29 protein-coding genes and 1 pseudogene are annotated in these 24425 nt (G+C 63.7%); 14 read left to right on the top strand and 16 right to left on the bottom strand.

What is annotated here, in order from left to right; translation table 11 throughout:
* Positions 1-110: 110 nt before the first annotated feature.
* Both FJW05_RS14795 and ykgO read right to left on the bottom strand, forming a co-directional pair.
* Positions 111-734, bottom strand: a complete 624-nt coding sequence (locus FJW05_RS14795) for a hypothetical protein (protein WP_140633240.1) — start codon at positions 732-734, stop codon at positions 111-113.
* A gap of 132 nt (positions 735-866) precedes the next feature.
* Positions 867-992 carry a type B 50S ribosomal protein L36 gene (ykgO, locus tag FJW05_RS14790; RefSeq protein ID WP_006203764.1) on the bottom strand — a complete coding sequence of 42 codons (126 nt, stop codon included), beginning with the start codon at positions 990-992 and terminating at the stop codon, positions 867-869.
* A 243-nt stretch (positions 993-1235) separates the two neighbouring features.
* Here ykgO and FJW05_RS14785 point away from each other — a divergent pair, with 243 nt between their 5' ends.
* Entirely contained in the window at positions 1236-1658 is a 423-nt protein-coding gene (locus tag FJW05_RS14785; RefSeq protein ID WP_140633237.1) for a lysozyme inhibitor LprI family protein, read from the top strand.
* Between the two features lie 7 nt (positions 1659-1665).
* On the opposite strand, the gene FJW05_RS14780 is transcribed toward FJW05_RS14785, so the two are convergent.
* The 3 genes from FJW05_RS14780 to FJW05_RS14770 all read right to left on the bottom strand — a co-directional run bounded on the left by FJW05_RS14780 (position 1666) and on the right by FJW05_RS14770 (position 3709).
* The gene (locus FJW05_RS14780; RefSeq protein WP_140633270.1) at positions 1666-2742 is read right to left on the bottom strand and encodes a 5-(carboxyamino)imidazole ribonucleotide synthase; all 1077 of its coding nucleotides are present in this window, start codon (positions 2740-2742) and stop codon (positions 1666-1668) included.
* Between the two features lie 14 nt (positions 2743-2756).
* A complete protein-coding gene (gene purE / locus FJW05_RS14775) occupies positions 2757-3254 on the bottom strand; it encodes a 5-(carboxyamino)imidazole ribonucleotide mutase (protein ID WP_140633234.1) in 498 nt (165 codons plus the stop codon).
* Between the two features lie 251 nt (positions 3255-3505).
* Positions 3506-3709, bottom strand: a complete 204-nt coding sequence (locus FJW05_RS14770) for a DUF465 domain-containing protein (RefSeq protein WP_040985243.1) — start codon at positions 3707-3709, stop codon at positions 3506-3508.
* A 239-nt stretch (positions 3710-3948) separates the two neighbouring features.
* Between FJW05_RS14770 and FJW05_RS14765 the strand changes: the two genes are divergently transcribed.
* The 3 genes from FJW05_RS14765 to FJW05_RS14755 all read left to right on the top strand — a co-directional run bounded on the left by FJW05_RS14765 (position 3949) and on the right by FJW05_RS14755 (position 6484).
* The gene (locus FJW05_RS14765) at positions 3949-4128 is read left to right on the top strand and encodes a YdcH family protein (RefSeq protein ID WP_042641511.1); all 180 of its coding nucleotides are present in this window, start codon (positions 3949-3951) and stop codon (positions 4126-4128) included.
* Positions 4129-4368: 240 nt separating this feature from the next.
* Positions 4369-5619: a flavodoxin-dependent (E)-4-hydroxy-3-methylbut-2-enyl-diphosphate synthase gene (ispG, locus tag FJW05_RS14760; RefSeq protein ID WP_140546365.1), complete on the top strand. Its 1251-nt coding sequence runs from the start codon at positions 4369-4371 to the stop codon at positions 5617-5619.
* A gap of 4 nt (positions 5620-5623) precedes the next feature.
* Positions 5624-6484 carry a lytic transglycosylase domain-containing protein gene (locus FJW05_RS14755; protein WP_140546364.1) on the top strand — a complete coding sequence of 287 codons (861 nt, stop codon included), beginning with the start codon at positions 5624-5626 and terminating at the stop codon, positions 6482-6484.
* A 234-nt stretch (positions 6485-6718) separates the two neighbouring features.
* Here the strand turns inward: FJW05_RS14755 and FJW05_RS14745 are convergent, their stop codons facing one another.
* Entirely contained in the window at positions 6719-9052 is a 2334-nt protein-coding gene (locus FJW05_RS14745) for a response regulator (protein ID WP_140633231.1), read from the bottom strand.
* Positions 9053-9471: 419 nt separating this feature from the next.
* Complete coding sequence (locus FJW05_RS14740; protein WP_140546361.1) at positions 9472-9795, bottom strand: hypothetical protein; 324 nt, start codon at positions 9793-9795, stop codon at positions 9472-9474.
* Positions 9796-9890: 95 nt separating this feature from the next.
* On the opposite strand from FJW05_RS14740, the gene FJW05_RS14735 reads away from it, so the two are divergent.
* Positions 9891-11894 (top strand): PAS domain-containing sensor histidine kinase, encoded by a 2004-nt coding sequence (locus FJW05_RS14735; RefSeq protein ID WP_140633228.1) that lies wholly within the window; start codon positions 9891-9893, stop codon positions 11892-11894.
* A gap of 17 nt (positions 11895-11911) precedes the next feature.
* Here the strand turns inward: FJW05_RS14735 and FJW05_RS14730 are convergent, their stop codons facing one another.
* On the bottom strand, positions 11912-12484 hold the full coding sequence (locus tag FJW05_RS14730; protein WP_140633225.1) for an HXXEE domain-containing protein: 573 nt from the start codon (positions 12482-12484) through the stop codon (positions 11912-11914).
* Positions 12485-12728: 244 nt separating this feature from the next.
* Here FJW05_RS14730 and FJW05_RS14725 point away from each other — a divergent pair, with 244 nt between their 5' ends.
* Positions 12729-13703 carry an alpha/beta hydrolase gene (locus tag FJW05_RS14725; protein ID WP_140633222.1) on the top strand — a complete coding sequence of 325 codons (975 nt, stop codon included), beginning with the start codon at positions 12729-12731 and terminating at the stop codon, positions 13701-13703.
* 76 nt (positions 13704-13779) lie between these two features.
* Here the strand turns inward: FJW05_RS14725 and FJW05_RS14720 are convergent, their stop codons facing one another.
* Entirely contained in the window at positions 13780-13998 is a 219-nt protein-coding gene (locus FJW05_RS14720; RefSeq protein WP_140633219.1) for a 4-oxalocrotonate tautomerase family protein, read from the bottom strand.
* Between the two features lie 212 nt (positions 13999-14210).
* The gene (locus FJW05_RS14715) at positions 14211-15128 is read right to left on the bottom strand and encodes a polyprenyl synthetase family protein (protein ID WP_140633216.1); all 918 of its coding nucleotides are present in this window, start codon (positions 15126-15128) and stop codon (positions 14211-14213) included.
* Between the two features lie 128 nt (positions 15129-15256).
* Here FJW05_RS14715 and FJW05_RS14710 point away from each other — a divergent pair, with 128 nt between their 5' ends.
* The 3 genes from FJW05_RS14710 to FJW05_RS14700 all read left to right on the top strand — a co-directional run bounded on the left by FJW05_RS14710 (position 15257) and on the right by FJW05_RS14700 (position 16933).
* A complete protein-coding gene (locus FJW05_RS14710; RefSeq protein WP_181164953.1) occupies positions 15257-15964 on the top strand; it encodes a transglycosylase domain-containing protein in 708 nt (235 codons plus the stop codon).
* Between the two features lie 153 nt (positions 15965-16117).
* Complete coding sequence (gene rpmF / locus FJW05_RS14705; RefSeq protein WP_006203806.1) at positions 16118-16300, top strand: 50S ribosomal protein L32; 183 nt, start codon at positions 16118-16120, stop codon at positions 16298-16300.
* A gap of 231 nt (positions 16301-16531) precedes the next feature.
* A complete protein-coding gene (locus FJW05_RS14700; protein ID WP_140545089.1) occupies positions 16532-16933 on the top strand; it encodes a hypothetical protein in 402 nt (133 codons plus the stop codon).
* A 188-nt stretch (positions 16934-17121) separates the two neighbouring features.
* Here FJW05_RS14700 and FJW05_RS14695 read toward each other — a convergent pair whose 3' ends face one another.
* Complete coding sequence (locus FJW05_RS14695) at positions 17122-17640, bottom strand: helix-turn-helix domain-containing protein (protein ID WP_140633211.1); 519 nt, start codon at positions 17638-17640, stop codon at positions 17122-17124.
* 86 nt (positions 17641-17726) lie between these two features.
* On the opposite strand from FJW05_RS14695, the gene FJW05_RS14690 reads away from it, so the two are divergent.
* A complete protein-coding gene (locus tag FJW05_RS14690; RefSeq protein ID WP_140633208.1) occupies positions 17727-18554 on the top strand; it encodes an alpha/beta hydrolase in 828 nt (275 codons plus the stop codon).
* Between the two features lie 24 nt (positions 18555-18578).
* Positions 18579-18656 (top strand): annotated as a pseudogene (locus FJW05_RS27970) (glutathione S-transferase family protein); the annotation flags it as partial.
* 139 nt (positions 18657-18795) lie between these two features.
* Here FJW05_RS27970 and FJW05_RS14680 read toward each other — a convergent pair.
* From FJW05_RS14680 to FJW05_RS14670, 3 genes are all read right to left on the bottom strand, one after another.
* Positions 18796-19071: a metalloregulator ArsR/SmtB family transcription factor gene (locus FJW05_RS14680; RefSeq protein WP_140545095.1), complete on the bottom strand. Its 276-nt coding sequence runs from the start codon at positions 19069-19071 to the stop codon at positions 18796-18798.
* Positions 19072-19103: 32 nt separating this feature from the next.
* Positions 19104-20351 (bottom strand): MFS transporter, encoded by a 1248-nt coding sequence (locus FJW05_RS14675; protein ID WP_140633205.1) that lies wholly within the window; start codon positions 20349-20351, stop codon positions 19104-19106.
* A gap of 81 nt (positions 20352-20432) precedes the next feature.
* The gene (locus FJW05_RS14670) at positions 20433-20627 is read right to left on the bottom strand and encodes a DUF1192 domain-containing protein (RefSeq protein WP_095767348.1); all 195 of its coding nucleotides are present in this window, start codon (positions 20625-20627) and stop codon (positions 20433-20435) included.
* A 215-nt stretch (positions 20628-20842) separates the two neighbouring features.
* On the opposite strand from FJW05_RS14670, the gene FJW05_RS14665 reads away from it, so the two are divergent.
* From FJW05_RS14665 to FJW05_RS14655, 3 genes are all read left to right on the top strand, one after another.
* The gene (locus FJW05_RS14665) at positions 20843-21853 is read left to right on the top strand and encodes an NAD(P)H-quinone oxidoreductase (RefSeq protein WP_140633202.1); all 1011 of its coding nucleotides are present in this window, start codon (positions 20843-20845) and stop codon (positions 21851-21853) included.
* Positions 21854-22151: 298 nt separating this feature from the next.
* Positions 22152-22292 carry a DUF1127 domain-containing protein gene (locus FJW05_RS14660; RefSeq protein WP_095767350.1) on the top strand — a complete coding sequence of 47 codons (141 nt, stop codon included), beginning with the start codon at positions 22152-22154 and terminating at the stop codon, positions 22290-22292.
* A gap of 253 nt (positions 22293-22545) precedes the next feature.
* Complete coding sequence (locus FJW05_RS14655) at positions 22546-23238, top strand: DUF1013 domain-containing protein (RefSeq protein ID WP_140545101.1); 693 nt, start codon at positions 22546-22548, stop codon at positions 23236-23238.
* 87 nt (positions 23239-23325) lie between these two features.
* Here the strand turns inward: FJW05_RS14655 and FJW05_RS14650 are convergent, their stop codons facing one another.
* The gene (locus FJW05_RS14650; protein ID WP_095767352.1) at positions 23326-24045 is read right to left on the bottom strand and encodes a YafY family protein; all 720 of its coding nucleotides are present in this window, start codon (positions 24043-24045) and stop codon (positions 23326-23328) included.
* Positions 24046-24047: 2 nt separating this feature from the next.
* Positions 24048-24365, bottom strand: coding sequence for a hypothetical protein (locus FJW05_RS27750; RefSeq protein WP_246673433.1), 318 nt, complete (start codon positions 24363-24365; stop codon positions 24048-24050).
* Between the last annotated feature and the right edge of the window lie 60 nt (positions 24366-24425).

The raw sequence follows: 24425 nt of genomic DNA, 5'->3' as shown, positions 1-24425 counted from the left end.
GGAGTAGGGGAGTAGGGGAGTAGGGGAGTAGGGGAAGGCATTTCCGAGTGCTGTTCAACACTCCCAAAACATGCTCCCTTACTCCCTTACTCCCCTACTCCCTTAAACTATCAAATTCCCTCGCCGGCCAGCTCTTCCGAGAGCGTCGAGACCTGGTTCTGGGCGCTGCGCATCATCGGGTAGATCGCCAGCACCTTTTGCCAGGCCTCCAGCGCCGACTGCTTGTGGCCGGTTTCGGCCATGATCTGGGCGAGGCCCGAGAGCGCGCCGAAATGGCGCGGCTCGAGCTCCAGGGTACGGTCGATGTCGGCCATCGACTTCCCGTAATTCTTCATCATGAAATGGACGGTGGCGCGGCGGTTCCAGCCTTCGGCATAGTCGGGCTGCAAGGTCACGACCTGGTCGAGGAAGTCGAGGGCGACGTCGAATTTCTGGTCCTCCGTCGCCTTTTGCGCCCATTGCATCATCAGGTCGATCGAGGCGCTGCCCGACTGGTTCCACTCGTTCCAGATCCGGCCGGCGATGCGCTCGGCAGCCTTTTCATTGCGCTCGCGCTTCAGCTCGGCGAAGAGCTGGTCGAGGCGGCCCTGCCTGGTCGGAGCGGCCGGCGGCGGCGTGGCGGCGGGCGGTGGCGCGGCATCTGGCGGCAGCGCGCCTGGCACCGTTTCCGCCCCTGCAGGCAAAGCCGTGCCGGAGAGCAAAAGGGCGGCGAGAAATGCAAAACGAATCCGCATCGCCGGAATCTAGTCCCGGACAGCGGATCGTCAAAGTGATTTTAGCGTGAGAGCGCCGGCGAACCGGCAATCAACATCAGCGCGGCGTAGACGCCGCGCAGCAAGCGACAGCAAGCAAGCTGCGCTCAAGCCTCAGCCCTGGCGCGCCTTGTAGCGCGGAGCGGTCTTGTTGATGATGTAGATGCGTCCCTTGCGGCGAACCAGTTGGTTGTCGCGGTGACGCGCCTTGAGCGCCTTGAGCGAATTCTTGATCTTCATGGTCTTGCCTGTTCGGTCAGGGCCCGTCCCGGGCCGAATTTTAAAGGCGCGCCCGGAAAAAGCGCGCCTTTGAACTTGCGTGGCTCATAAACGAGGTGCCTTGCCCGTGTCAACCACGTGCGCGCGCCCCGAATGCCACAAGTGGGCCGGCAGATCAAATATTCGCCATCTGGCAGCACGGCATTGCGCGACTCAAGGGCGGCTGGGATGGTGCGGTCTCGCCGAAACGACCGGAGATTGCACATGCGCCGCCTGTTTTTGCCTGCCTGTCTTGCCTTGCTCGCGACGGCCCCGGCAGCCTTTGCCGAGGACTGTGACCGCAATGACGACAGCCAGTCGATGCTGAACATTTGCGCCGATGCCGACTATCAGGCGGCCGATGCCAAGCTCAACGCTGCCTACAAGAACATCGTCGGCAGCAACGATCAGGCCTCGAACAAGCTCCTGCAGACGGCCCAGCGCGCCTGGATCGCCTTTCGTGACGCCGAGTGCGCCTATTCGACTGCCGACAGCGAGGGCGGCTCCATCCATCCCATGGAGGTTTCGCAGTGCCTGACGACGCTGACCAATGAACGCATCAAGCAGTTGACATCCGACGCCAACTGCAGGCTGAGCGATCCGAGCTGCGCCGGCCCAGAGGGGGACGACGACCAGGACATGCAGTAAGCGATGGTTATCGGGGCCTGATGATGCGCGTAAAATGGCCCATCTTGCGGCCGGGGCGCGACTCGGCCTTGCCGTAGAGATGCAGCATCAGATCGGGCTCAGCCAGCAGCGCCGGCACTTTCAGCATGTCGTCGCCGATCAGGTTTTCCATCACGCAGTCAAAATGCCTGGCGGGCGAACCCAGCGGCAGGCCGATGACGGCGCGGATATGCTGCTCGAACTGCGAGACGACGCAGGCAGCCTCCGTCCAGTGGCCGGAATTGTGCACGCGCGGCGCCAGCTCGTTGGCCAGAAGCGCGCCGTCGGCCAGCACGAAGAACTCGACGCCGATGACGCCGACATAGCCGAGCGAGGAAAGGATTTTCGAAGCGGCATCCTTGGCGGCGGCTGCCGTTTCCGGGCGAATGGCGGCCGGCAAGGTCGAGGTCCGCAGGATGCCTTCGCGGTGGACATTCTCGGCCGGATCGTAAGCCGCGACCGAGCCGTCCAGCCCACGCGCGGCGATCACCGAAATCTCGCGCTCGAAGGCGACCAGCGATTCCAGGATCAGCGGCACATTGCCCATCGCCTCGCAGGTGCCGGCAAAGCCGCCGGTCTGCATGTTGCGGAAGACGCGCTGGCCCTTGCCGTCATAGCCCATGCGGCGGGTTTTGAGCACGCCGCTGCCGTTGAACGTTTTGAGGGCCTCGGTCAGCTGATCGTCATTGTCGACCGGACAGAACTCCGCCGTCGGGATGCCGATGCCGTTGAGAAAGCTCTTTTCGGTGAGGCGGTCCTGCGCGATTTCGAGCGCGCGTGCCGGCGGATAGACCGGGACCTTTGCCACCAGCGTTTGCGCCGCGGCGACCGGGACGTTCTCAAATTCATAGGTGACGACAGCGCTGGCGGCGGCGAGTTCGGCAAGCGCCGCCGGATCGTCGTAGGCGGCGACGATCTGCCGGTTGGCGACCTGGGCGGCCGGGCAGTCGGGCTGCGGTTCCAGCACAACGATACCGTAGCCAAGCCGCGCCGCGGCCATCGCCAGCATGCGGCCGAGCTGGCCGCCGCCGATGATGCCGATGGTCAATCCCGGCGTCAGGCTCAATCCCGGCGTCAGGCTCACGGCGCGTCCGTCGGCTCGGCGGCGACCTTGGCGGTCTGCGCCGAGCGCCAGGCATCGAGCCGGGCGGCGAGCTTGTCGTCGTTGAGCGCCAGCACCGCCGCGGCGAGCAGGGCTGCATTGGCGGCGCCCGCCTTGCCGATCGCCAGCGTGCCGACCGGGATGCCGGCCGGCATCTGCACGATGGAGAGAAGCGAATCCTGTCCCGACAGCGCCTTGGATTCGACCGGAACGCCGAACACCGGCAGAGGCGTCATCGCCGCCGTCATGCCGGGCAGATGCGCCGCGCCGCCGGCGCCGGCGATAATCACCTTGTAACCGGCCGCCTTGGCACCCTTGGCGAACTCATAGAGGCGGTCGGGGGTCCGGTGCGCGGAGACGATCAGCCGCTTGTGCGGGATGCCCAGCGCCTCCAGCGTTTCCGCCGCCTGGCGCATCGTCGCCCAGTCGGACTGGCTGCCCATGATGATGGCGACGTCGGCACGCTGATCGGTCAAGGTGTGGCTCCGCGGCGGCAAAGGCGCGCCTTAGCGGAATTCGCCAAGGGCCGCAAGGATTGTCGCAATGGCCGCCGCTTCGCTGCCGGCGCGGTCCGTGGCCTCGTGGGCGCGATCCTGCATTCGGCTCTGGAGCGTTTCACCGTTTCACGGAAACGGCGAACCGCTCAATCGCTTTGTTTTGACGCAATTCCAACGAGAGGCTACGGCGACGTCGCCGAGCGTAACCGCTCACGCTTTTCGGAATTGCCCTAAGCAATGATGTCGGGAATGATGCGGTCTTCCAGCGCCGACAGCCGGTCTTTCAGCATCAGCTTCTTCTTCTTCATGCGCTGGATCTGAAGCGGGTCGCAGCCGGTGGCGATCATCGCGTTGATGGCGGCGTCGAAATCGGCGTGTTCTTGTTTGAGCCGGGAATATTCGAGGCGTATTTCAGCCTGTTCCTGTTCGGACATTATCTACCGTCTGCGTATGCATCGCCCAATCGGGCTGTTTGGGCGGGGCCGTGACTTGCGGGTTTGTGACCGGCGGGCAGCCCTTACCACATTTCACTTTGTCGTGGAATGCTACCACGTGGCATTCGACATCGAGATCGGTTGGTGGCAAACTGTCATGGTGCCGTCACAGTCGCAACCTGCGGTGGAGGCCCCTGCGACGGCTGCAATCGAGGAAACCATGAAAGGGAGAACCATTCATGTCTCTTGCATCCCATCTTGATGAGTTGCAGCGGAAACACGGTGACATCGAGCGCGAGCTCACCGATGCGATGAACCATCCTTCGGTCGACGACCTCGAAATCGTGAATCTCAAGCGACGCAAGCTGGCAATCAAGGACGAGATTGAAAAGCTGAAAGCTAGTCCGACGACACACTGAAGTTCTTCCAGGCACCATCATCGCAACCCGCCGCGGTGAATTTCCGGTGGCAAGAAATGCCACCGGGTCGGTGCTTTTAACTGAAATCGCCGGAGAACTCGGCCGCAAATCTTGCTGTCGGCCGGGCTGTTATTTTTCGCATGACTCCAGCCGATTTGCAGGCTGGCACGCCGCTTGCCATTGACAAGCCATCTTTGCTCCGCCACCTCATGCCGAAACTCCCAGATGAAGGCGGCCGGCATGACCGGATATTTTTCTTCTCCCTTCCCGCGTCGCCGGTCGGTCGGCGTATCGGTCGGCGGCGTGATGGTCGGCGGCGGCGCACCGGTCGTCGTGCAATCGATGACCAACACCGACACCGCCGATGTCGACCAGACCGTCGCCCAGGTCGCGGCGCTGCATCGTGCCGGCTCGGAGATCGTGCGCATCACGGTCGACCGCGACGAGAGCGCGGCGGCGGTTCCGCGCATCCATGAGCGGCTGTTGCGGCTCGGCATCGACGTGCCGCTGGTCGGCGACTTCCATTATATCGGGCACAAGCTGCTCGCCGATCATCCGGCCTGCGCCGAAGCGCTGGCCAAATACCGCATCAATCCCGGCAATGTCGGCTTCAAGGACAAGAAGGACCGCCAGTTCGCCGCGATCGTCGAGATGGCGATCAGATATGACAAGCCGGTACGCATCGGCGTCAATTGGGGATCGCTCGACCAGGAGCTTTTGACCCGGCTGATGGACGACAACCAGGCGAAGGGCTCGCCGCTCACCGCGCAGGAAGTCACGCGCGAGGCGATTGTGCAGTCGGCGATCCTGTCGGCCGAGATGGCGGAAGAGATCGGGCTTGGCCGCGACAGGATCATCCTGTCGGCCAAGGTCAGCGGCGTGCAGGACCTGATCGCCGTCTACACCGAGCTTGCCACCCGCTCCGACCATGCGCTGCATCTGGGCCTCACCGAAGCCGGCATGGGCACCAAGGGCATCGTCGCCTCTTCCGCCGCGATGGGCATCCTCTTGCAGCAGGGCGTCGGCGACACGATCCGCATCTCGCTGACGCCGGAGCCGAATGGCGACCGCACCCGCGAGGTGCAGGTATCGCAAGAGCTTCTGCAGACCATGGGCTTCCGGCAGTTCGTGCCGATCGTCGCGGCCTGCCCCGGATGCGGCCGTACCACATCCACCGTGTTCCAGGAACTTGCCCAGAGCATCCAGGCCGATATCCGCAAGAACATGCCGGTGTGGCGCGAGAAGTATCCCGGCGTCGAGAACCTCAAGGTCGCGGTGATGGGCTGCATCGTCAACGGCCCCGGCGAATCCAAGCACGCCGATATCGGCATATCGCTGCCCGGCACCGGCGAGACGCCGACGGCGCCTGTCTTCATCGACGGCAAGAAGGCTGCGACGCTGCGCGGCCCCTCGATCGCGCAGGATTTCGAGAAGATGGTCAGCGACTATATCGAGCAGCGGTACGGACACGGCAAAGCCGCCGCGGAATGAACCGATGCGGCGTTTCCTAAAGGCAACGCTGCTCTTGTTTTTCGTGCTGATCCCGGCGGCTCACGCATTCGCCGATCCGCCGCAGTCGAAGTCGGCCGCCAAGCGCCTGATTTCGCGCGTCTGCGATCTGATCGAGACCCAGGCCCAACAGAACGGCCTACCCAAGGATTTCTTCGCCCGGCTGATCTGGAAGGAGAGCCGCTTCGATCCGGGTGCGGTGAGCCCGGTCGGCGCCGAAGGCATCGCGCAATTCATGCCGGGCACCGCCAAGATGCGCGGGCTCGCCGATCCCTTCGACATCGGGCAGGCCATCCCGGCCTCGGCGAAATATCTTGCCGAGATGAAGGTCAGCTACGGCAATCTCGGGCTGGCGGCCGCGGCCTACAATGCCGGCGAGAACCGCGTGTCGCGCTGGCTGAGCTCGGGCGGCTTCCTGCCAATGGAGACGGAAAGCTATGTCTTCGACGTCATGGGCGAGCCGGTCGACAAGTTCTCGGACAAGTCCTATGCCGGCACCGTCCAGCCGCTCGACCCGAAGATGAGCTTCGCGGTTGCCTGCCGCAGGCTGCCGGTGATCATGTCGCGGACCGTCGCCATGGCCTCGATCAACGTGAAGCCGTGGGGCGTGCAGGTGGCGGGCAATTTCCGCCGCTCGGCGGCGATAGGCCAATGGCTGCGGGTCAGGGGCCGGTTCCCGGCCTTGCTCGCCAGCCGTGATCCGGTGGTGAGCCGGGTTCGCACGCCGATCGGCCGGCGCGGCATCTACGCGGTCAGAATCGGCGCCGACTCGCGCGGCGAGGCCAACGGTATCTGCGACAAGCTGCAAAGCGTCGGCGGCGCCTGCGTGGTGCTGCGCAACCGGTGACTGGGTACCACGAAGTTGGACGTGCTGGCGGGACAGCGCCCCCCTCTGTCCTGCCGGACATCTCCCCCACGAGGGGGGAGATTGGCAGCTTCGCCGACAGCACTCGTCCTGCAACGTTCGTGATTGGCGAAATCCGGCGCGGCATCCGATCTCCCCCCAAGTGGGGGAGATGCCCGGCAGGGCAGAGGGGGGCGCGAAGGAACTCGGCGGTGGCCGCCAGACGCTACCTGACGCTTAAGCCGTCTTCGCCGCCACGGTCTCGCTGAGCCAGGTGCCGATCTTGGCGCCGAGGCGGTCGGGCGAGACCGGTTTCGGCAGATAGTCGTCCATGCCGGCCTCGATGCATTTTTCACGGTCGCCCTTCAGCGCATGCGCGGTGACGCCGATGATCGGCGTGTGATCGCCGTTCTGCGCTTCGATGGCGCGGATGGCGCGGGTCGCCTCATAGCCGTTCATCTCCGGCATGGAGACGTCCATCAGCACCAAGCGCGGGCGCAGCGAGCGGTACATCTCAACAGCCGTTCGACCATTGCCGGCGATGCGGTAGCTGAGGCCGAAACCGTTGAGGATCTGGCCGAAGACCAGCTGGTTCACGTCATTGTCCTCGGCGATCAGGATATCGATCGGGCCGCTCGGCGCGGCGGTCGATTCCGGCGCTGCCGGGACCGGAACGGCCGGGCCGCGGATGACGGTGAAGGCCGGCGGGGCCGCCTGGGCCGCGACCGGCTCGCGCACGAAATGCGCCTTGGCACCTTGCGTGCGCGCCTTCTGAATGGCGGCGATCACGGTGCCCAGCAGCACCGCCGAACGCGCCGGCTTGGTGAGATGCGCGACGATGCCGAAATCGATCACCATGCGGCCGAAATCGACCTGATCGACCGAGGTGAGCAGCACGACGGGGATGGAGGAGAGGCGGCTGTCGGCGGCGATGGCCCTGGCGACATCGGCGCCGTTCATGCCGGGCATCTGATAATCGAGGATGATGCAGTCGACCGAGGCGCCGAGCTGGCAGGCGCGGTCGAGGAAGGCGAGGCCGACCGCGCCGCTTTCTGCGGCCGCGCAGTCGAAGCTCCAGCTTCTCAGCTGCTCCAGCAGGATCTCGCGGTTGACCGGATTGTCGTCGATGACCAGCACACGGGCGCCGGTGACGTCGACCGGCACCAGCTCGTCGCGCGCCTGTTGGTCATGCGCCGGCAGCGGCACGGCGAACCAGAACACGGAGCCGCGGCCGATCTCGCTTTCGACGCCGATCTTGCCGCCCATCAGGTCGACAAGCCGGGCGCCGATCGCGAGGCCAAGGCCGGTGCCTTCATGGCGGCGGGTCGAGGAGCCGTCGACCTGGGCGAATTTCTCGAACACGCTTTGCAGTTTTTCGGCCGGGATGCCGATGCCGGTGTCCTCGACGCGGACCTTGAGCTGGACCACACCGTCGACAACATCGCCGCCGACATCGATCAGGACATGGCCCTTCTCGGTGAACTTCACGGCGTTGCCGAGCAGGTTGGTGACGATCTGGCGGAAGCGCCCGGCGTCGCCGACGACGAAGGCCGGCAGGCGCGGGTCGACGCGCACGATGAGCTCGAGGTTCTTTTCGGCAACGCGCGCCGACACCAGCGTCGCCACATCCTCGACCGCCTCCGCGAGGCGGAAAGGGGCGGGGTCGAGCGTCAGCTGGCCGGCATTGATCTTCGAGAAATCGAGGATGTCGTTGATGATGGTGAGCAGCGCGTTGCCGGATTTGACGATGACGTCGGTGAAGGTCTTCTGGCGCGGCGTCAGCTCCGTCTTGGCAAGCAACTCCGCCATGCCGAGCACGCCGTTCATCGGCGTGCGGATCTCATGGCTCATATTGGCGAGGAATTCGGACTTGGCGCGGTCGGCGGCCTCGGCCTTGAACAAAGATGCGGCGGTCTCGGCGAAGGCGCGGCGGATCGCATTCTCCATCGGCCGGAAGATCAGAAACGCCGCGATTGCGAGCACGGCAAACAGCAGGCCGCTCGCCCACAGGAGGAGCCGGTCGCTGGAAGCATCGGCGAGGCGGCGCTCCTCGTCGAGTGCGGTGCGCACCTTCACCAGCATCGGCTGGGCGAAAAGGTCGTTCTGGTTGCGGATCTCGCGGTAGCTCCACTCGTCGACCTTCTGGGCGACCGCCATCAGGTTGAAGTTGCGCACCATGTCGCGCGCCGACCAGAACAGGTCGTCATTGACCGAAGCGGTGTCCAGCGCGTTGACGGTGTTGTTCGACAGGCGCGGCCTGATCGCGGCGAGTTGGGCGTTCAGGATCCCGATCTCGCCCATCAGGCGTTCGGAATGGCCGCGCGCGGCGGTCGCCAACGCATCGCGCGTCTCGCTGCGCCAGGCGGTGCCGGTGGTCTCGGCGAAATTGGTGGCGTTGCGCAGGTCGCGGGCGAAGATGACGAAATTGCCGCTGAGAGCATCGACCTCGTGGCGATACGAATTCACACGATTGAGCGCGAACATGACGGCGGCCGAAGCCAGCGCGAACACAAGCAATCCCGAAATGTAGCGGATCCGGATCGACCGGAGGAAGGAAGAATATTCCGGCATGCGCAACCCCAACACATACGCACAATTTTAATGGTCTGGATTACGCTTGATTTACATTAAGATTTCGTTGGAGGGAGGCTGGCCTTGTCGCAGCTTCTGATACAAAGGCGATGTATCGCTGTCCGTGACAGACAGGGTAAGCGCGCTGGACTTCCGGACAGCGCCTCGAAACCGGACGGCAGATCGTCAATCCGATGTATCGGAGAGGATCCCGTTTCCCTTGCGCAGTGTGACCCGGCGTCGAGGATGCTCGTCTCTCGCGGCTTGAAAAATGGCGCGGGCAAGCTGTGCGGTAGCGGCGCGTGCGAGGACCCGTTCGATGATCTCATGGCTGTCGGCCCGCCAGAGTTCGATACGATAGGGCAGCGCTTCAGCCGAACGGGAAGAATTGGCGCTCCGTGTCATAGACAGGCCTCTGCCTAATTCGTCGGGCCGTTCCATCTCGAAACGAAATTGTTCTTGTGCCGCAAGGTGACGTAGCGATCCGGATGCTCACGCGTCGCTGCATAATAGGCAGCGTAGCCGATGCTGGCATTTGCCGTGACGGCGAGGACTTGTTCGACACCATTCTTGGCGGCGTTCCACAACTCGACCCTATACGGGAGTTCGTCGTGCTCGGCGGAGCCGGGTTCGTGAGAGACGGGATTTTCCTCGTCATCTCCAGGCTCGTTTTCCGGAGCAAAGCTGTACAGATGGCCCGGATTTCTGAGATTGGCTACGAGAGCGGATGAATATGTCGCCATTGGTCCAAGCTCGTTGCTATGCAGGATAGGCACGCTTATGTTGCGGACGTGTCACCGGACGAACTGCTTAATGCGAGCGTAACGCGGGTTCGACAATGCCACCGACCACAGCCGACGCGCAACACCTTTCCGACAGCCGCCGCCTCGAGCTCTTCATCGACGCTGTCGCCGACTACGCGATCTACACCCTCGATGCAGATGGCCTCATCACCAGCTGGAATGCCGGCGCCGAGAAGATAAAGGGCTACGCGGCTTCGGAAGTCCTGGGGCAGCATTTTTCCCGATTTTTCACAGTTGAAGATCAGGCGAATGGGGTCCCGAGCAGGATGCTTGCCGCGGCAAAGGCGGAGGGAAGATACGAGGCCGAAGGGTGGCGGGTGCGCAAGGACGGAACCAGGTTCTGGTCGAGCGGCCTTGTTCAACGGGTACTGGACCGCAACGGCGTTCTTTTGGGTTACGCGAAGATCACGCGAGACATCACGGAGCGCGTCGCCGCGCATGAGTCGCTGCTGCAGAGCGAGCGGCGCTTCCGCATCCTTGTCGACGGCGTGACCGACTATGCCATCTACATGCTCGATCCAAGCGGCATGGTCACCAATTGGAACGCCGGCGCCGAGCGGCTGAAAGGCTACGCTGCCGAGGAAATCGTGGGCCAGCATTTTTCCAAATTCTACACCCGTGAAGAACGCGCAAAAGGCACGCCGCTCCGTGTCCTCGAAGCAGCCGTGCAAAACGGGCGATATGAAGGCGAGGGTTGGCGCGTACGCAAGGATGGCAGCCGTTTCTGGGCATCGGTTGTCGTCACCCCGATCCATAACGACGCAGGCCAGCTCGAAGGATTCGCCAAGGTTACGCGCGACATCACCGAACGCCGTGCGGCGCACGAAGCCTTGCGTCAAAGCGAGCGCCAGTTCCGCCTTCTGGTGGGCGGCGTGACCGACTATGCGCTTTACATGCTTGATCCAAATGGGCTGGTGACCAGTTGGAATGCCGGTGCGGAGCGCATCAAGGGCTATGCGGCCGAGGAAATCATCGGTCAGCACTTCTCTCGGTTTTACACGGAGCACGACCGCGCCGCCGGTTTACCTGGCCGCGCGCTCTATACGGCAACACGGGATGGACGCTTCGAGACCGAGGGCCATCGCGTCCGTAAGGACGGGACGCTGTTCTGGGCGAATGTCGTGATCGATCCGATCCGCGATGAGCGAGGAGAGCTGATTGGTTTCGCCAAGATTACGCGCGACATCACCGATCGACGCGATGCGGAGATCGCACTCCGGCAGGCGCAAGCGCAACGCGTTCATACGCAGAAAATGGATGCGCTCGGCCAACTGACCGGCAGCATCGTACATGATTTCAACAACCTCCTGACGGTGGTCGAAAGCTATGTTCGCCTGGGCAAGAAAGTCGGCGCCGATCCCGAAATGAAGCGGGCGACCGAATCCGTGGAACTTGCGCTCCAGCGCGGCGCCGCATTGACACGCCAGTTGCTGGCCTTCTCGCGCAAGCAGGCTGCCCGCGCCGAGGTCGTCTCGCTGGCAGAGCGAGTGGAAGCCGTCCGCGCAATGATAGCGGACTCCATGCGCAAATCGGTGAAATTGGTCGCCGCTGTCGGACCCGAAACCTGGCCAGTCAAGGTCGACCCCGGCGAACTGGAGCTTGGTCTCGTCAACATTGCCTTCAACGCGCGGGACGCCATGCCAGACGGTGGCCTGGTAACGATAACGGCGGAGAACGTGCTGTTGTCGAGCGAGGACAACGCAGCCGGCCTGCAAGGTGAATTCGTCGCGTTGCGGGTGACCGACACAGGCATCGGCATTGCGGCAGACGTGCTTCCGCAGGTTTTCGAACCGTTCTTCACGACCAAAGGGCCCGAGAAGGGTACAGGTCTCGGCCTCGCCCAGGTCTACGGTTTGGCGCAGCAGTCCGGCGGCGCGGTCACGATTGACAGCGAAGTCGGCAAGGGCACGACGGTGACGATCTATCTGCCCCGGGCCGATATGGCAGTCGCCGCGCAGAGCGCCGAGCCGGAACAGCCGGCCAGCGCGAATGTGGTGCCGTTGAGGACAAAGGGCCGTTTTGCCGGGGATCAAGACTGATGACGTCGCCGCAGATGCTATGAGGTGACGACGAGAGAGCGGTATCGGGCGGCCACGACCACAATGATCGCCAGGTGAAGCAGGATCGCGAGAGCTGCGCCGATCAATTGCGGGACAAGACCTTCCGTCCGGCCGATCATCCAGATCGTGACGACGCTCAGCGGCAAAAACAAAATGACGCTGGTGACGAGGCCGGGATTGTATTTGCCGAGCCGCGCCGATGTGACGAGGTGCGCGAGCGCGTTCACGATCATGACATTGGGGGCAACCAGGCCCCAGGCGGGTCCCCACAGGAATGCCGCATAAAGAGCCAGCAGGTTGATGCCCCAGACAAACGGCAGGTTGATGACGAGAACCGAGGCGACGGTAAGGGCGTCACGGCCGCCGAAGACATTTTCGTTCGCGAATTTGCGGAACCGGTCGCCGGCGTGCTCTTCGACCTGATGGACCATGTAAAACGGGCTGTGCAGGAAAATCAGGAACACCGGCAGCGGAAGCGATAAGACCGGCGCGGCCGCTATGAGCGATGCTGCCATGAACCCCGCACCGATGACCCAATAATCGGCCAGCCAGGCTTGCAGCTTAAGCATTGGTTCCCCGCCTCCTCAGTCAGCGATCCTGCACGAATGGACGCGCATCGCCAGAACTATTCAAGTGCGTGGACGCCGTGGCGCTACGTGACCATGTCGGATATTGACTGCCGCGACCGCTCCTGAGACAGTCAATGGAAGATGCGCGCCTCCAAAACTTGGCACCCCGCTGGCTCGGCCACCCGTTGCGGCGTCTGGCCTTTCGCCATTGATCAGAGGTAGAACGCGAGCATGAGAAGCGGCCGTGAGCGAACCTATACAGCGGATAGTTGAGACCAACGGCATCCGCCTCAACGTCGCTGAGCAGGGCGAAGGGCCGGTGGTGCTTTTGTGCCATGGCTTCCCTGAATCCTGGTATTCCTGGCGGCATCAGCTGGGCGCGCTCGCGGCGGCGGGCTTCCGCGCCATCGCCCCCGACATGCGAGGCTACGGCAAGAGCGATCGGCCGGAAGCGATCGACCAATACACGCTCTTTCATCTGGTCGGCGACATGGTGGGTCTTCTCGACGCCCTCGAGGCCCCCAGCTCCGTCATCGTCGGCCACGACTGGGGTGCGGTGGTGGCCTGGCATGCCGCGCTGCTACGGCCGGACCGCTTCCATGCCGTCGTCGGCCTCAGCGTGCCGTTCCGGTCGCGCGGCAATGCGCGTCCGACCAGCCTCATGCCGCGAACGGCGGAGTCCCAGTTCTACCAGCTCTATTTCCAGCAACCCGGCATTGCCGAGGCGGAGCTGGAACGGGACCCGCGGGCCTCGGTGCGCGCCATGCTTTATGCGGTGTCGGGAGACGCTTCGGACGGCGGCGCCAGAATTGCCATGGTCCCGCACGGCGGAGGCCTCCTGCAAGCCGCCGAGGTTCCTGCAAGTCTGCCGCACTGGCTCAGCGAAAGCGACAGCGATTTCTACGCCGGCGAGTTCCGGCGCACCGGCTTTGCCGGAGGTCTCAACTGGTACCGCAACATCGACCGCAACTGGGAACTGATGGCGCCCTTTGCCGGCGCGCGGATCAAGGTTCCCGCTCTCTACGCAGCGGGCGACCGTGACCTTGTGGTCGCCTTCCCCGGCATGGATCAACTGTTGGCCAATCTCAGGAACTTCGTCCCGCAAATCCGCGATACGCTGATGCTGCCCGGCTGCGGGCATTGGACCCAGCAGGAGCGCCCGGACGAGGTCAACGCGGCAATGATCGATTTCCTGCGGAGCTTGCCGAACCGGGGCTGATCCAAGGGGAAGCGAGTATCGGCTCCGACACGGAAAGTTGGGCGTGCCGCTCGGCAAGCGACTCGCCCGGTTCAAGTCAGGCACTATCCTCGGCCCGGTAGGCGTCGGGAAGAATGAAGACCTCGTCGGCGCGGCCATAGCCTCCGTCGCGAACTTCCTCGATCAGCACCATGGTGTAGGGGCGTACAGCTTCGCCGAAATAGTCGACGAACATCTGCGTGGTCTTGTGGACGAGGTCTTCCTTCTGCGCCTTGGTGAGGGCGGCCTCGGGCATCTTGAAGTTGGCAAAGGGCATTCCAGGTTCCTTCCGCTGGATTTCACGGCTCTGGATGGAGGGCCGGTGAGGCGTTAGCGACCGGACCGATGATGTCCGTTCGTTGTCCTGGAGCGGATATAGACTGCTGCGGATGCCGGATAATCACCCGGCCATCGACAGCAGTATTCGAATATAGCGAACAATCGGAGCTGTTGTCGGCTTCGGCAACGGCTGCCCGCCTGCGCCACCGTTCAGTTGCTGCGCGTCGCCACGAAGGTCGCCGCTTGCTTGAGCAGCTCAGCCGCTTCGCCGTAGGGCTCGAGCAGCGCATGCGCCTGTTCGATCAGGCCGTGGAGCTGACCGCGCGCCCAATCTGGTCCGTGCAGTGCTGCGAGCGTCGCCTTGCCGGCGGCCGCATCCTTGTTCGTCGCCTTGCCCATCTGCTTTGCGTCGGCGGTCAGGTCGAGCAGGTCGTCGGCGAGCTGGAAGGCAAGGCCGATCGCCGAGCCGAACTCCGCCAGCCGTTCGCGGTCGGCAGGAGGCGCGCCGGCGACAATCGCGCCGGCCTCGCAGGCGAAGCGGATCAGCGCGCCGGTCTTCATCGCCTGCAGCGTGATGATGCCCGCCTCGTCCGGCCGTTCGCGTGCGGCTTCGAGGTCCAGCATCTGGCCACCGACCATGCCGCCGGCACCGGCCGCTCGAGCAAGGGCGAGAACCAGGGTGGCGCGGCGCTCCGCCGGCAGCGCGGTCGCTTCATCGGCGACGAGGTCGAAGGCCAAGGTCAGCAACGCGTCGCCGGCGAGGATCGCGGTCGCCTCGTCGAAGGCCCTGTGCACCGTCGGCTGGCCGCGCCTCAAATCGTCGTCATCCATGGAAGGCAGGTCGTCATGGATGAGCGAGTAGCAATGCACGCATTCCAGCGCCGCGGCGACGCGCAGCGCCGCCTCGCTCTCGGCCGAAAACAGCGCGGCACTTTCCATGACCAGAAAAGGCCGCAGCCGCTTGCCGCCATTGAGCACACCATGGCGCATGGCCGCCATGAGGCGCTCAGGCCGCACGATCTCACTGGTGAGCGGACGCGTGTCGAGGATCCGCCGCAGCTCGGTCTCGACCGAAGCGGCGCACATGAAAAGCGCGGATTCGAAGGCGATTTGGTCGTCTTTGCCCATGGCCGGGAGCGGTAGCCGACACTCAGACATTGCGCAAGCAGGCTCGCGCCTTTATGCCGGAGCAGGCGAGGCACGGGTGGGACGGCTTGACGGAACCGATCGTCGAATATGAAAGCGAAGGGCTGGACATGGCGCGACGTCGGCGCCTGAACCGCGCCGGTCTCAAGCGGCTTGGCCGGCGTTGCCTGGTCGTGGCGCTCGTGCTGGCGGTCATACCGGTCGTGCTCACCTTCCTTTATCTGCCACCCTTCGTGCATCCGGTCTCGACGCTGATGCTGAAGGACCTCGTGACTTTTTCCGGCTACGACCGGCGCTGGGTGTCGATCGATGACGTGGCGCCGGTGCTGGCGCATTCGGTGATCATGTCGGAGGACGGGCAGTTCTGCTTTCATCGCGGCGTCGATCTGGGCGAGTTGCGCGGCGTGGTCGACGACGCGCTGGCCGGCGAGGCGACGCGCGGCGCCTCCACCATCACCATGCAGACGGTGAAGAACCTTTTTCTGTGGTCGCGGCCATTGGGCAGCGTGCGCAAGGTGGTCGAGCTGCCCCTGGCCGTCTATTTCGATGCTGTGATGTCGAAGCGGCGGATCATGGAAATCTATCTCAACATCGCCGAATGGGGGCCGGGCATCTACGGCATCGAGGCCGCCGCCCGGCATCATTTCGGCGTCTCTGCCAAGCAATTGTCGCGAAGGCAGGCGGCGCTGCTTGCCGTCAGCCTGCCCAACCCGATCGCGCGCAATCCCGCCAGGCCGGGACCGGGCCTGCGGCGGCTGGCCTCGTTGATCGAGCGGCGCGCCAGTCGGTCAGGTGCCTATGTCGGCTGCCTTGAGTAGGACGAAGCGGCGCCGGCTCAAAAAAAATCGCGCCGGCGCTGGCCAAAACGGCGCAGGGCGTGTATAGGCACCCGACTTTCTCAGATTATGGCCTCGATGCGGCCCTTTCGCGAGGGTTGCCGGGGCATTTTGACCATGTAGTGGAGCATATCCATGGCCGTTCCAAAAAGAAAAACCTCTCCGTCGAAGCGCGGCATGCGCCGCTCGGCCGACGCGCTCAAGGCCCCGACCTATGTCGAGGACAAGAATTCCGGCGAAATGCGCCGCCCGCATCACATCGACCTGAAGACCGGCATGTATCGCGGCCGCCAGGTTCTTGAGCCGAAGGAAAGCTGAGAAGCTTCCGCGGTTCGTGACCTTTCAAAAGACCGGCCTTTGGCCGGTCTTTTTGCGTGCGGCCCTTGGTTGATGGAGGCCTGGGCCTCGCAGGCTGCAGAAAAGCCGGACAACCGGCTGACATTGTTATTTCATTAGGTCTTAGAGCGTGTTCGCCGCCGCCGGCGAAAAGCCTTGACGGCGCGCCTGCCGCGGATTTTACAAAAGGGGTGCCCCATTGGAGTCGCCCAGATGTTCGGTGCCATCCCGCTGCTGATCGTGCCCTTCGTCCTCTACAATCTCGGCCTGCTCGGATTGTTCGGCGGCGGCGACGATCCCTGGACGACCGAGATGTTCTCCTTCCGCATGATGTCGGGCGGTGTGTTCTCGATGACGCTCGGTGGCCTGATGGTGCTGATCGGCCTGATCTTCCTGTTCGTCGAGATCTCAAAATCGGTGCGCACCACCAATGCCTCGATCCTGGATCATCTTTTGTCGACGCTGGTCTTCATCGCCTTCCTAGTCGAATTCCTGCTGGTGAAGGGTGCGGCGCACTCCGTCTTCTTCACGCTGATGGTCATCGCGCTGTTCGACGTGCTGGCCGGCTTCTCGGTGTCGATGCGGTCGGCCAGCCGGGATATCAATTTGAATTAGGTCTTCCAATGTCGTCATTCCAGGGCGAAGCAGGAGCGAAGCTCCGTCGCGAAACCCTGGAATCCATGCCGCTACCTTCGCCAAGGCGTGCAACGGAGCAGAATTCTGCACCGCAGCAACGCTTCGAAGTCACGGAATGGATGCGAGGAACGTTCCGGCTAATCTCCAAATCCCCGGTACGAAAGCGGTCAATCCACAGTAGCCTCAGCTTTTCGTGCGACCACTTCCTCGTAGGCAGCGCGCAGTTGCTGGCGCACGGTCGGCGTGCCCGGCGGGGTCTTGGATGGCGCGCCCAGATGCTCGTGACGCAGTTCGTCCATGAATTGGTCCCATAGCGGCGGACCGCCCTTTTCGAGCAGCTCGGCTCGGATCGACAATTCTTCCGTAACCGGCAGCCAGACGCGTCCCCAGGCCCCGAGCTGCGCCATGATCGGCACCAGCGTGATCGCCATCTCCGTGAGGCTGTAGATCGCCTTCTGCTTGTGACTGGGGTCGTCGGCCTTGGTCAGCAGGCCGAGCTCCATCAGCCGCTTCAGCCGGTCGGCCAGGATGTTGGAGGCAATGCCTTCCAGCGAGCCGTTGAGCAACTCGCGAAAATGGCGCCTGCCGCCGAAGATCATGTCGCGCAGGATGATCAGGCTCCAGCGGTCGCCAAAGACCTCGAGCGACAGATTGATCGGGCAGCCGGATCGATGCTCGCCGGACATAATGATCTCCAAAAACCAGTTGCATTATGATATCGGTTTTATTATCGTGCAACCAATTGCAAAATGCAAGCGGAATGGAGGAGCAGATGACCACCGCAGCGCAGCGCCCCGACATCGTTTCGGAAAGCTTCGGCAGTCCGAAAGATCCAGCGATCCTTTTGATCATGGGCGCCATGGCTTCGATGCTGTGGTGGCCCGAACCCTTCTGCCGGCAGCTTGCCGGGCGCGGCCGCTTCGTTATCCGCTACGACAACCGCGACACGGGCCTATCGACCAAATATCCGCTGGGCGCGCCGCCCTACACATTCGAGGACATGGTGGACGACGCCATGCGCGTGCTCGACGACCATGGCGTCGCCAAGGCGCATGTCGCCGGCATGTCGATGGGCGGCATGCTCGCGCAAAGCGTGGCGCTGAAATATCCCGAACGCGTCAGCGCCCTTACCGTGATCTCCTGCTCGCCGCTCGGCGTCGATACGTCCGGCCTGCCCGGAACGACCGAAGCTTATAAGGAACATTCGGCCCAAGGCGGCAATGTCGACTGGTCGAAGCGGGAGCAGGTGATCGACTTCATGGTCAAGGACGCCCGTGCGATTGCCAGCACTCGCCATCCGTTCGACGAGGGGCGGACGCGCAAGATGATCGAGGAGGATTACGGCCGTTCCGGCGGTCTCGCCAGCGCGACCAATCATTTCCTGCTCAAGGGCGGCGGCCCGCAGCGGACGGTGCGGGATCTTCGCGTGCCGCTGCTCGTCATCCACGGCACCGCCGACCCGCTCTTCCCGATCGAGCATGGCCAAGCTCTGGCCGAGGCCGTTCTCGGCGCGAGGCTGGTCAAGGTCGAAGGCGGTGGCCACGAACTGCATCGCAACGACTGGCCACAGATCGTCGAAGCCATCGCCGCACACGGCTAGCGCCGGCATGACGCCGGCATGATTGTCATCGTCGACCTTGGCGATGAAGCTTCGCGCGCCGCCTTCCTGAAGGTGTCGCCGACCGGCAAGATGCCGGCGCTCATGACCCGCTCGGCGCAGCCCTGCAGACGGCGCCTTGAGGCCTCCGGCCAAAGCGCATCGCTTTGGGTCTTTGTTTTATGCATGTCGTTGCCTCAGAACCGCTTCACACTTCTGAGCGGCATGCATTGATGGCCAGGGACTATTCTCCCGGCGCCGTTTCCCAGAACTGATCGAGCCAGATGTTGAGCCTGAGGAAGCCGGCACTGCTGACGGTATAGACGCGCCTCGTGCCTTCGGGCTTGGCGTTGACCAGGCCGGCGTCCAGCAGGACCTTCAGATGCTGGGAAACCGCTGGGCGTGAGACGGGCAATCCGGCGGCCAATTCGTTCACCGTCTTCGGGCCGCGCCGGAGTTCTTCCAAGAGATGGCGCCGGTTGGGATCGGCTATCGCCATAAAGGCGTCAGAAAACATCATGCCTTTATTTGTGAGGCAAAGTCTCGCGAATCTCAACTATCGGTTTCAACCTTTCTGCGCGGATCGAGCCGCGTGGCCTCGGGCGTGACCGCGCGGTCCGCGGGCTGCGTCTTGAAGGCATCGCGGTCTTCGATCGGCACCGGCGCGCGGGCGCGGATGCGCAGCAGCGTGTAGCCGGCGAGGCTGAGATGCGCGAGCGCGGTTGCCAGGAAAAGCCCCTCCGGACGCACCGAGCCCATCAAGGCCGCGGCCAAAAGCGGGCCGATCATCGTGCCAAAGCCGTAGAGCAAGAGCAGACCGCCCGAAACCTTGACGAAGTCCTCGGAGCGGGCGTGGTCGTTGGCATGCGCGACGGCGATCGAATAGAGCGTATAGGCGAAGGCGCCATAGGCGGCGGTCATCACGATGATGAAGACGCCCGAACGCGGTGCGATCAGGAAGATCAGCATCGCGACCAGGGCTGCGCCGAAGGCCGCGCCGGCCAGCACGAAGCGCCGGTCGGTTGTATCCGACAGGCGCCCGGCCGGTAGCTGCATGGCGGCACCGGAAATGACCACCAGGCTCATCATCAGCGCGATCTCGGCGGTCGATATGCCGACGCGCGCGCCATAGACGGCGCCCAGCGTGCCCCAGGCACCGTTGGCGATGCCGATCAGGAGGCAGGCCACCGCCGACACCGGCGAGTTGGCGTAAAGGCCTTTGACGTCGAGCTTGACGTCCTGCAGGGGCTTGGGATGCGATTGCGTCGACACGGCCGTCGGAATGAGCGACAGGCAAAACAGAATGCCGGTGATCATGAACAGCGAGGCCGACCGCACATCGCCGCCGGCGACGATCATCTGGCCGCCCATGATCGAGGCATAGGTGACCATCATGTAGAGGCCGAAGACGGTGCCGCGGTTTTCGTTGGTGGCCTTCTCGTTCAGCCAGCTCTCGATCACCATGAAGGCGCCAGCCATGGTGAAGCCGGTGAAGGCGCGCAAAAGGATCCAGAAATATTCGTCGATGATGAGCCCGGTGAGCAGCGCGACGATCGCGCCCGACGCGGCGAAGGCGCCGAAAGCCCTGACATGGCCGGCGCGGCGCACGAGACGCGGTGCGAAGAAGCAGCCGGCGACGAAGCCGCCGGCCCAGGCCGTGCCCATCAGGCCGAGCGATGCGGTCGAAAAGCCTTCCACCTGGCCGCGCAGCGGCAGGAGCAGACCGTGCAGGCCGGATGCGGCGAGCAGGAACGCGGTGCCGCGCAGCAGCGAGAGGATCGGTCTGTAGGTTGCAAACATCGCTTGATCCGGGTTCGAGACGCAGGGCCTGAAGACAGACGTATTCGGGCTTTTCGGCGGCGAGCGAGCACGCCGAACAATTTATCCGCGGCGGAACAGCGACTCGGCGGCGGATTTGGTGGCGCCCTTGGCGGTGCGCTCGGCTTCCAGCCTGGCGATCTCGTCGCGCAGCAATGCGATGCGCTCGGACAATTCGTCGACGGACAGCAAAGACAGGTCCTGGCCGATCTCGTGCGGGCGCTGCTTTTTCCTGGGTTCGTCGTCGAAGATCGCCATCCGTCGCTCCTCTCTTACTCGGCCATTTGCCTGATCTGGCAATCGGCATACATAGAGCAATTCCGGGAAAAGTGCGTAGCGGTTTTCCGTCCGGAATAGCGTAGGAACAAAGAGTTGGAGCAGGTTGGCGCTTCTTCAAGCGCCAACCTGCTCCAGGCAGGGGCGCCGATGCAAACGGGCGGCGATAGACCGGGACACAGGGAGAACACGATATCATGGCAGACGGACAGAAGATTCCGGCGAAGATGACGGCCATCGCGATCTCGCAACCGGGTGGGCCAAGGGTGCTCAAGCCGGAAACGCGCGACGTGCCGGTGCCCGGCCCCGGCGAAGTGCTGATCCGGGTGCACGCGGCCGGCGTCAACCGGCCGGACGTCCAGCAGCGCAAGGGCGCCTATCCGCCGCCGCCCGGTGCATCCGACTTGCCGGGCCTCGAAGCGTCGGGCGAAATCGCGGCGCTCGGCGACGGGATATCGCGCTGGCGCATCGGCGACCGGGTCTGCGCGCTGACGCCGGGCGGCGGCTATGCCGAATATGTCAAGGTTCATGCCGGCAGCGTGCTGCCGCTGCCGGCGGGTTTCACGCATTCGGAGGCCGCCGCGGTTCCGGAAAACTACTTCACCGTCTGGCACAATGTATTCGAGCGCGGCGGCCTGAAGAAAGGCGAGACGCTGCTTGTCCATGGCGGCTCGTCCGGCATCGGCACCACCGCCATCCAGCTCGCCTCGGCCTTCGGCGCCACTGTGATCACCACTGCCGGTAGTAAGGAGAAATGCGACGCCTGCCTGAAGCTCGGGGCCGACCGGGCGGTCAACTACCGCGAGGAGGATTTCGTCGCCGCCGTGAAGGATGCGACCGGCGGCAAGGGCGCCGACGTCATCCTCGACATGGTCGGCGGCGATTACGTCGGGCGCAATTACGATGCCGCGGCCGTCGAGGGGCGCATCGTGCAGATCGCGGTGCAGGCCGGCGCCGTTGCCAGCGCGGACTTCTCCAAGGTCATGGTGAAGCGGCTGACCCACACCGGCTCGACGCTCCGCCCGCGTACCGTCGAGTTCAAGGCGGCGATCGCAGCCGCGCTCGAGGCCCAGGTGTGGCCGCTGCTCGGCACGCGCAAGGTGGCTCCCGTGATGGACATGATCTTTCCGCTGACCGAAGCCTGGCGGGCGCATGAGCGGATGGAAGAGGGCGAGCATATCGGCAAGATCGTCCTCGACGTAGAGTAGGATGGGTCGTTATTCAGGTGAGGCCGGCCTGCAAATGCCGGGCTTCTGTGCTTCCGGTGCTCACGTACTAAAGTACGCTCCGCTCCGGTTCTCGAAGTCCACCATTTTCGACTCGGCCTGACCTGAATCTCGACCCATCCTGGCGTCGGCGCGTGTCCCGGTTCCAAGCTGAACGAAACCTTAATGCTGCATTGCACAAAACGCATTGCGGCCATGCAAAAGCGTCCGTTCAATTTGTGGGCAGGAGTGCCTATTTACGCGGCATCAAACGATTTGACCAAACGACTGGAGAACCATCATGAACCCGATCAGTGCTTTCCGTAAGTGGCGCATGTACAACGAGACCGTGCGCGAATTGAACAAGCTCAATGCCCGCCAGCTGAGCGACCTCGGCATCAACCGTGCCGACATCGAGCGTATCGCCCGCCAGGCGGTGTAATCAGACGCAGCCCGGCCTAGCGGTCGGGCCGCGACATGCAAGCCAGAGCCGTCGAGACGCTTGCTTTGTTTCCGGTTCCAAACCCGCTGGACCTCGTCCAGCGGGTTTTGTCTTTTTAGGGCCTTGAATCGGCCCTTCCAAAAACATTGCGAAAATTGGAGGGAGCGTTTATACAGGCCGCGAATTTCCCATTTTGGTGGCTCTAAAACCACCGCCCGCGCGGGAACGCGGGCGAACGAGAAGGATTTTTGATATGGCCAATTCGCTGCTGATGCCCAAGGCGACCGCCGTTTGGCTGGTCGACAACACCGCGCTCTCCTTCGAGCAGATCGCGCAGTTCTGCGGGCTGCATCCGCTCGAAGTCAAGGCAATCGCCGACGGCGAGTCGGCCCAAGGCATCAAGGGTATGGACCCGATCATCACCGGTCAGCTGACGCGCGACGAGATCGCGCGCGGCGAGAAGGACATCAACCACCGGCTGAAGCTGTCGGAGCCGAAGGTGCGGGTGCCGGAATCGAAGCGCAAGGGCCCGCGCTACACGCCTTTGTCGAAGCGCCAGGACCGGCCGAACGCCATCTTGTGGCTGGTGCGCAACCATCCCGAGCTCAAGGATGCGCAGATTGCCCGTCTCGTAGGCACCACCAAGTCGACGATCGAGCAGATCCGCGAGCGCAAGCACTGGAACTCGGCCAATCTGCAGCCGATGGATCCGGTGACGCTCGGCCTCACCTCGCAGATCGACCTGGACCTTGAGGTCAACCGCGCCTCGCGCGGCCGCGAGCCGGCGCAGCCCGTCGGCGACACGCTGCTGCCCGCCGCGCTCACCGAACGGCTGGTGCCGGCGCCGGAGAAGCCGAAGGATGAGGACCAGGAGCTCGATGCCAACGCCGTCTTCGCCAAGCTTTCGGCGCTCAAGTCGAAGGACAAGGACGAAGATGAAGAGTAAGGAGGGGTCGGCCTTGGTCGACTTGCCGCTCAATAAAAAAGCCCGCTTCGAGCGGGCTTTTTTATTGGACAATGGCTTGGGAGGAAGTCACGTCCGCGCGGCGCGGTCGGGCGCCATGCCGTAATCCTCTGAGCGCTCGACGGCCCGGTAGAAATCGGCGAGCTGCTTGCCCCGTTCCGGCTTGAAGATGCGGCCGGCAATGACGACCGAGGCGATGCGGTCGATGCGGAAGGCGCGGAAATCGTCGCGCATCTCGCACCAGGCGACCAGGGTCCAGACCTTGCCCCAGAACCACAGCCCCAACGGCCTGATGTCGCGCGCGGTACCGCGGCCGGCTTCGTCGGAATAGTCGATGGTCAGCACCTGGCGCTTCTCGATGGCGCGCTCGATCAGGTCGATCGCTTCCCGCGCGGCGTCGCTTACCACCCACATCGGCGTATGGATCTCGGTGCGGGCGATGCGGTCCTTCTCGGTGTCGGGCAGCACGGCGCCGATCTTGACCAGCGCCTCGTCGGCGGCCCTCGCCATTGTGGCACCGCCGAAGGCGCGCACCATGCGGGCGCCGGCAACCAGCGCCACGATCTCGTCACGTGTGAACATCAGCGGGGGAAGGTCGAATCCCTCCCGCATCATGTAGCCGACGCCCGCTTCGCCATCGATCGGCACGCCGGTCGACTGCAGGTCGGCTATGTCACGGTAAATGGTGCGTTCGGAAACCTCGAGCCATGCGCCGAGCTTCTGCGCGGTGACCAGCCGGCCGCCCCGCAAATGCTGCACGATCTGGAAAAGCCTGTCAGCACGACGCATCGCTAGATCCCCCCAGGATATGACTTAAGCCCTTCGCGCGTGCGCTGCGCGGCAACGAATTTCGCACCGAAGGACAATCCGCCTGCGGTCGGCGCCAGCATCGACTGGCCCTGGACGACATCACCGACCGTGGGCAGCGACGGCGTGATGCCGACGATGCTCGGCGTGCTCAGCCTGCCGTTCCAGCTTTTCACCATGCGCGGATTACTCCGGATCGTTGGTTGATGTTCGTTGCTGTCAGGATCGACGCCGCTCCAATTACCGCATGCCTCCTGACAACATACTGTCAGGAGGCATGCGGCGAAACTACCGGCGAACAAGGCTCTTTCCCTGAACTCAACATTACTGGCCGCATTACATCTGGGCGCTACTGCGCTCCA

This window comes from Mesorhizobium sp. B2-9-1, assembly GCF_006439455.1.
Lineage (GTDB): Bacteria > Pseudomonadota > Alphaproteobacteria > Rhizobiales > Rhizobiaceae > Mesorhizobium.
Note: the sequence above shows the minus strand (reverse complement) of the source record. Positions and strands in the feature narration are given on the sequence as shown.

Coding starts and splice junctions, on each gene's coding strand:
- FJW05_RS14795 (WP_140633240.1), bottom strand. CDS start 734: ATGCGGATTCGTTTTGCATTTCTCGCCGCCCTTTTGCTCTCCGGCACG.
- ykgO (WP_006203764.1), bottom strand. CDS start 992: ATGAAGATCAAGAATTCGCTCAAGGCGCTCAAGGCGCGTCACCGCGAC.
- FJW05_RS14785 (WP_140633237.1), top strand. CDS start 1,236: ATGCGCCGCCTGTTTTTGCCTGCCTGTCTTGCCTTGCTCGCGACGGCC.
- FJW05_RS14770 (WP_040985243.1), bottom strand. CDS start 3,709: ATGTCCGAACAGGAACAGGCTGAAATACGCCTCGAATATTCCCGGCTC.
- FJW05_RS14765 (WP_042641511.1), top strand. CDS start 3,949: ATGTCTCTTGCATCCCATCTTGATGAGTTGCAGCGGAAACACGGTGAC.
- ispG (WP_140546365.1), top strand. CDS start 4,369: ATGACCGGATATTTTTCTTCTCCCTTCCCGCGTCGCCGGTCGGTCGGC.
- FJW05_RS14755 (WP_140546364.1), top strand. CDS start 5,624: ATGCGGCGTTTCCTAAAGGCAACGCTGCTCTTGTTTTTCGTGCTGATC.
- FJW05_RS14745 (WP_140633231.1), bottom strand. CDS start 9,052: ATGCCGGAATATTCTTCCTTCCTCCGGTCGATCCGGATCCGCTACATT.
- FJW05_RS14740 (WP_140546361.1), bottom strand. CDS start 9,795: ATGGCGACATATTCATCCGCTCTCGTAGCCAATCTCAGAAATCCGGGC.
- FJW05_RS14735 (WP_140633228.1), top strand. CDS start 9,891: ATGCCACCGACCACAGCCGACGCGCAACACCTTTCCGACAGCCGCCGC.
- FJW05_RS14730 (WP_140633225.1), bottom strand. CDS start 12,484: ATGCTTAAGCTGCAAGCCTGGCTGGCCGATTATTGGGTCATCGGTGCG.
- FJW05_RS14720 (WP_140633219.1), bottom strand. CDS start 13,998: ATGCCCTTTGCCAACTTCAAGATGCCCGAGGCCGCCCTCACCAAGGCG.
- FJW05_RS14715 (WP_140633216.1), bottom strand. CDS start 15,128: ATGGGCAAAGACGACCAAATCGCCTTCGAATCCGCGCTTTTCATGTGC.
- FJW05_RS14710 (WP_181164953.1), top strand. CDS start 15,257: ATGGCGCGACGTCGGCGCCTGAACCGCGCCGGTCTCAAGCGGCTTGGC.
- rpmF (WP_006203806.1), top strand. CDS start 16,118: ATGGCCGTTCCAAAAAGAAAAACCTCTCCGTCGAAGCGCGGCATGCGC.
- FJW05_RS14700 (WP_140545089.1), top strand. CDS start 16,532: ATGTTCGGTGCCATCCCGCTGCTGATCGTGCCCTTCGTCCTCTACAAT.
- FJW05_RS14695 (WP_140633211.1), bottom strand. CDS start 17,640: ATGTCCGGCGAGCATCGATCCGGCTGCCCGATCAATCTGTCGCTCGAG.
- FJW05_RS14690 (WP_140633208.1), top strand. CDS start 17,727: ATGACCACCGCAGCGCAGCGCCCCGACATCGTTTCGGAAAGCTTCGGC.
- FJW05_RS14680 (WP_140545095.1), bottom strand. CDS start 19,071: ATGATGTTTTCTGACGCCTTTATGGCGATAGCCGATCCCAACCGGCGC.
- FJW05_RS14675 (WP_140633205.1), bottom strand. CDS start 20,351: ATGTTTGCAACCTACAGACCGATCCTCTCGCTGCTGCGCGGCACCGCG.
- FJW05_RS14670 (WP_095767348.1), bottom strand. CDS start 20,627: ATGGCGATCTTCGACGACGAACCCAGGAAAAAGCAGCGCCCGCACGAG.
- FJW05_RS14665 (WP_140633202.1), top strand. CDS start 20,843: ATGGCAGACGGACAGAAGATTCCGGCGAAGATGACGGCCATCGCGATC.
- FJW05_RS14660 (WP_095767350.1), top strand. CDS start 22,152: ATGAACCCGATCAGTGCTTTCCGTAAGTGGCGCATGTACAACGAGACC.
- FJW05_RS14655 (WP_140545101.1), top strand. CDS start 22,546: ATGGCCAATTCGCTGCTGATGCCCAAGGCGACCGCCGTTTGGCTGGTC.
- FJW05_RS14650 (WP_095767352.1), bottom strand. CDS start 24,045: ATGCGTCGTGCTGACAGGCTTTTCCAGATCGTGCAGCATTTGCGGGGC.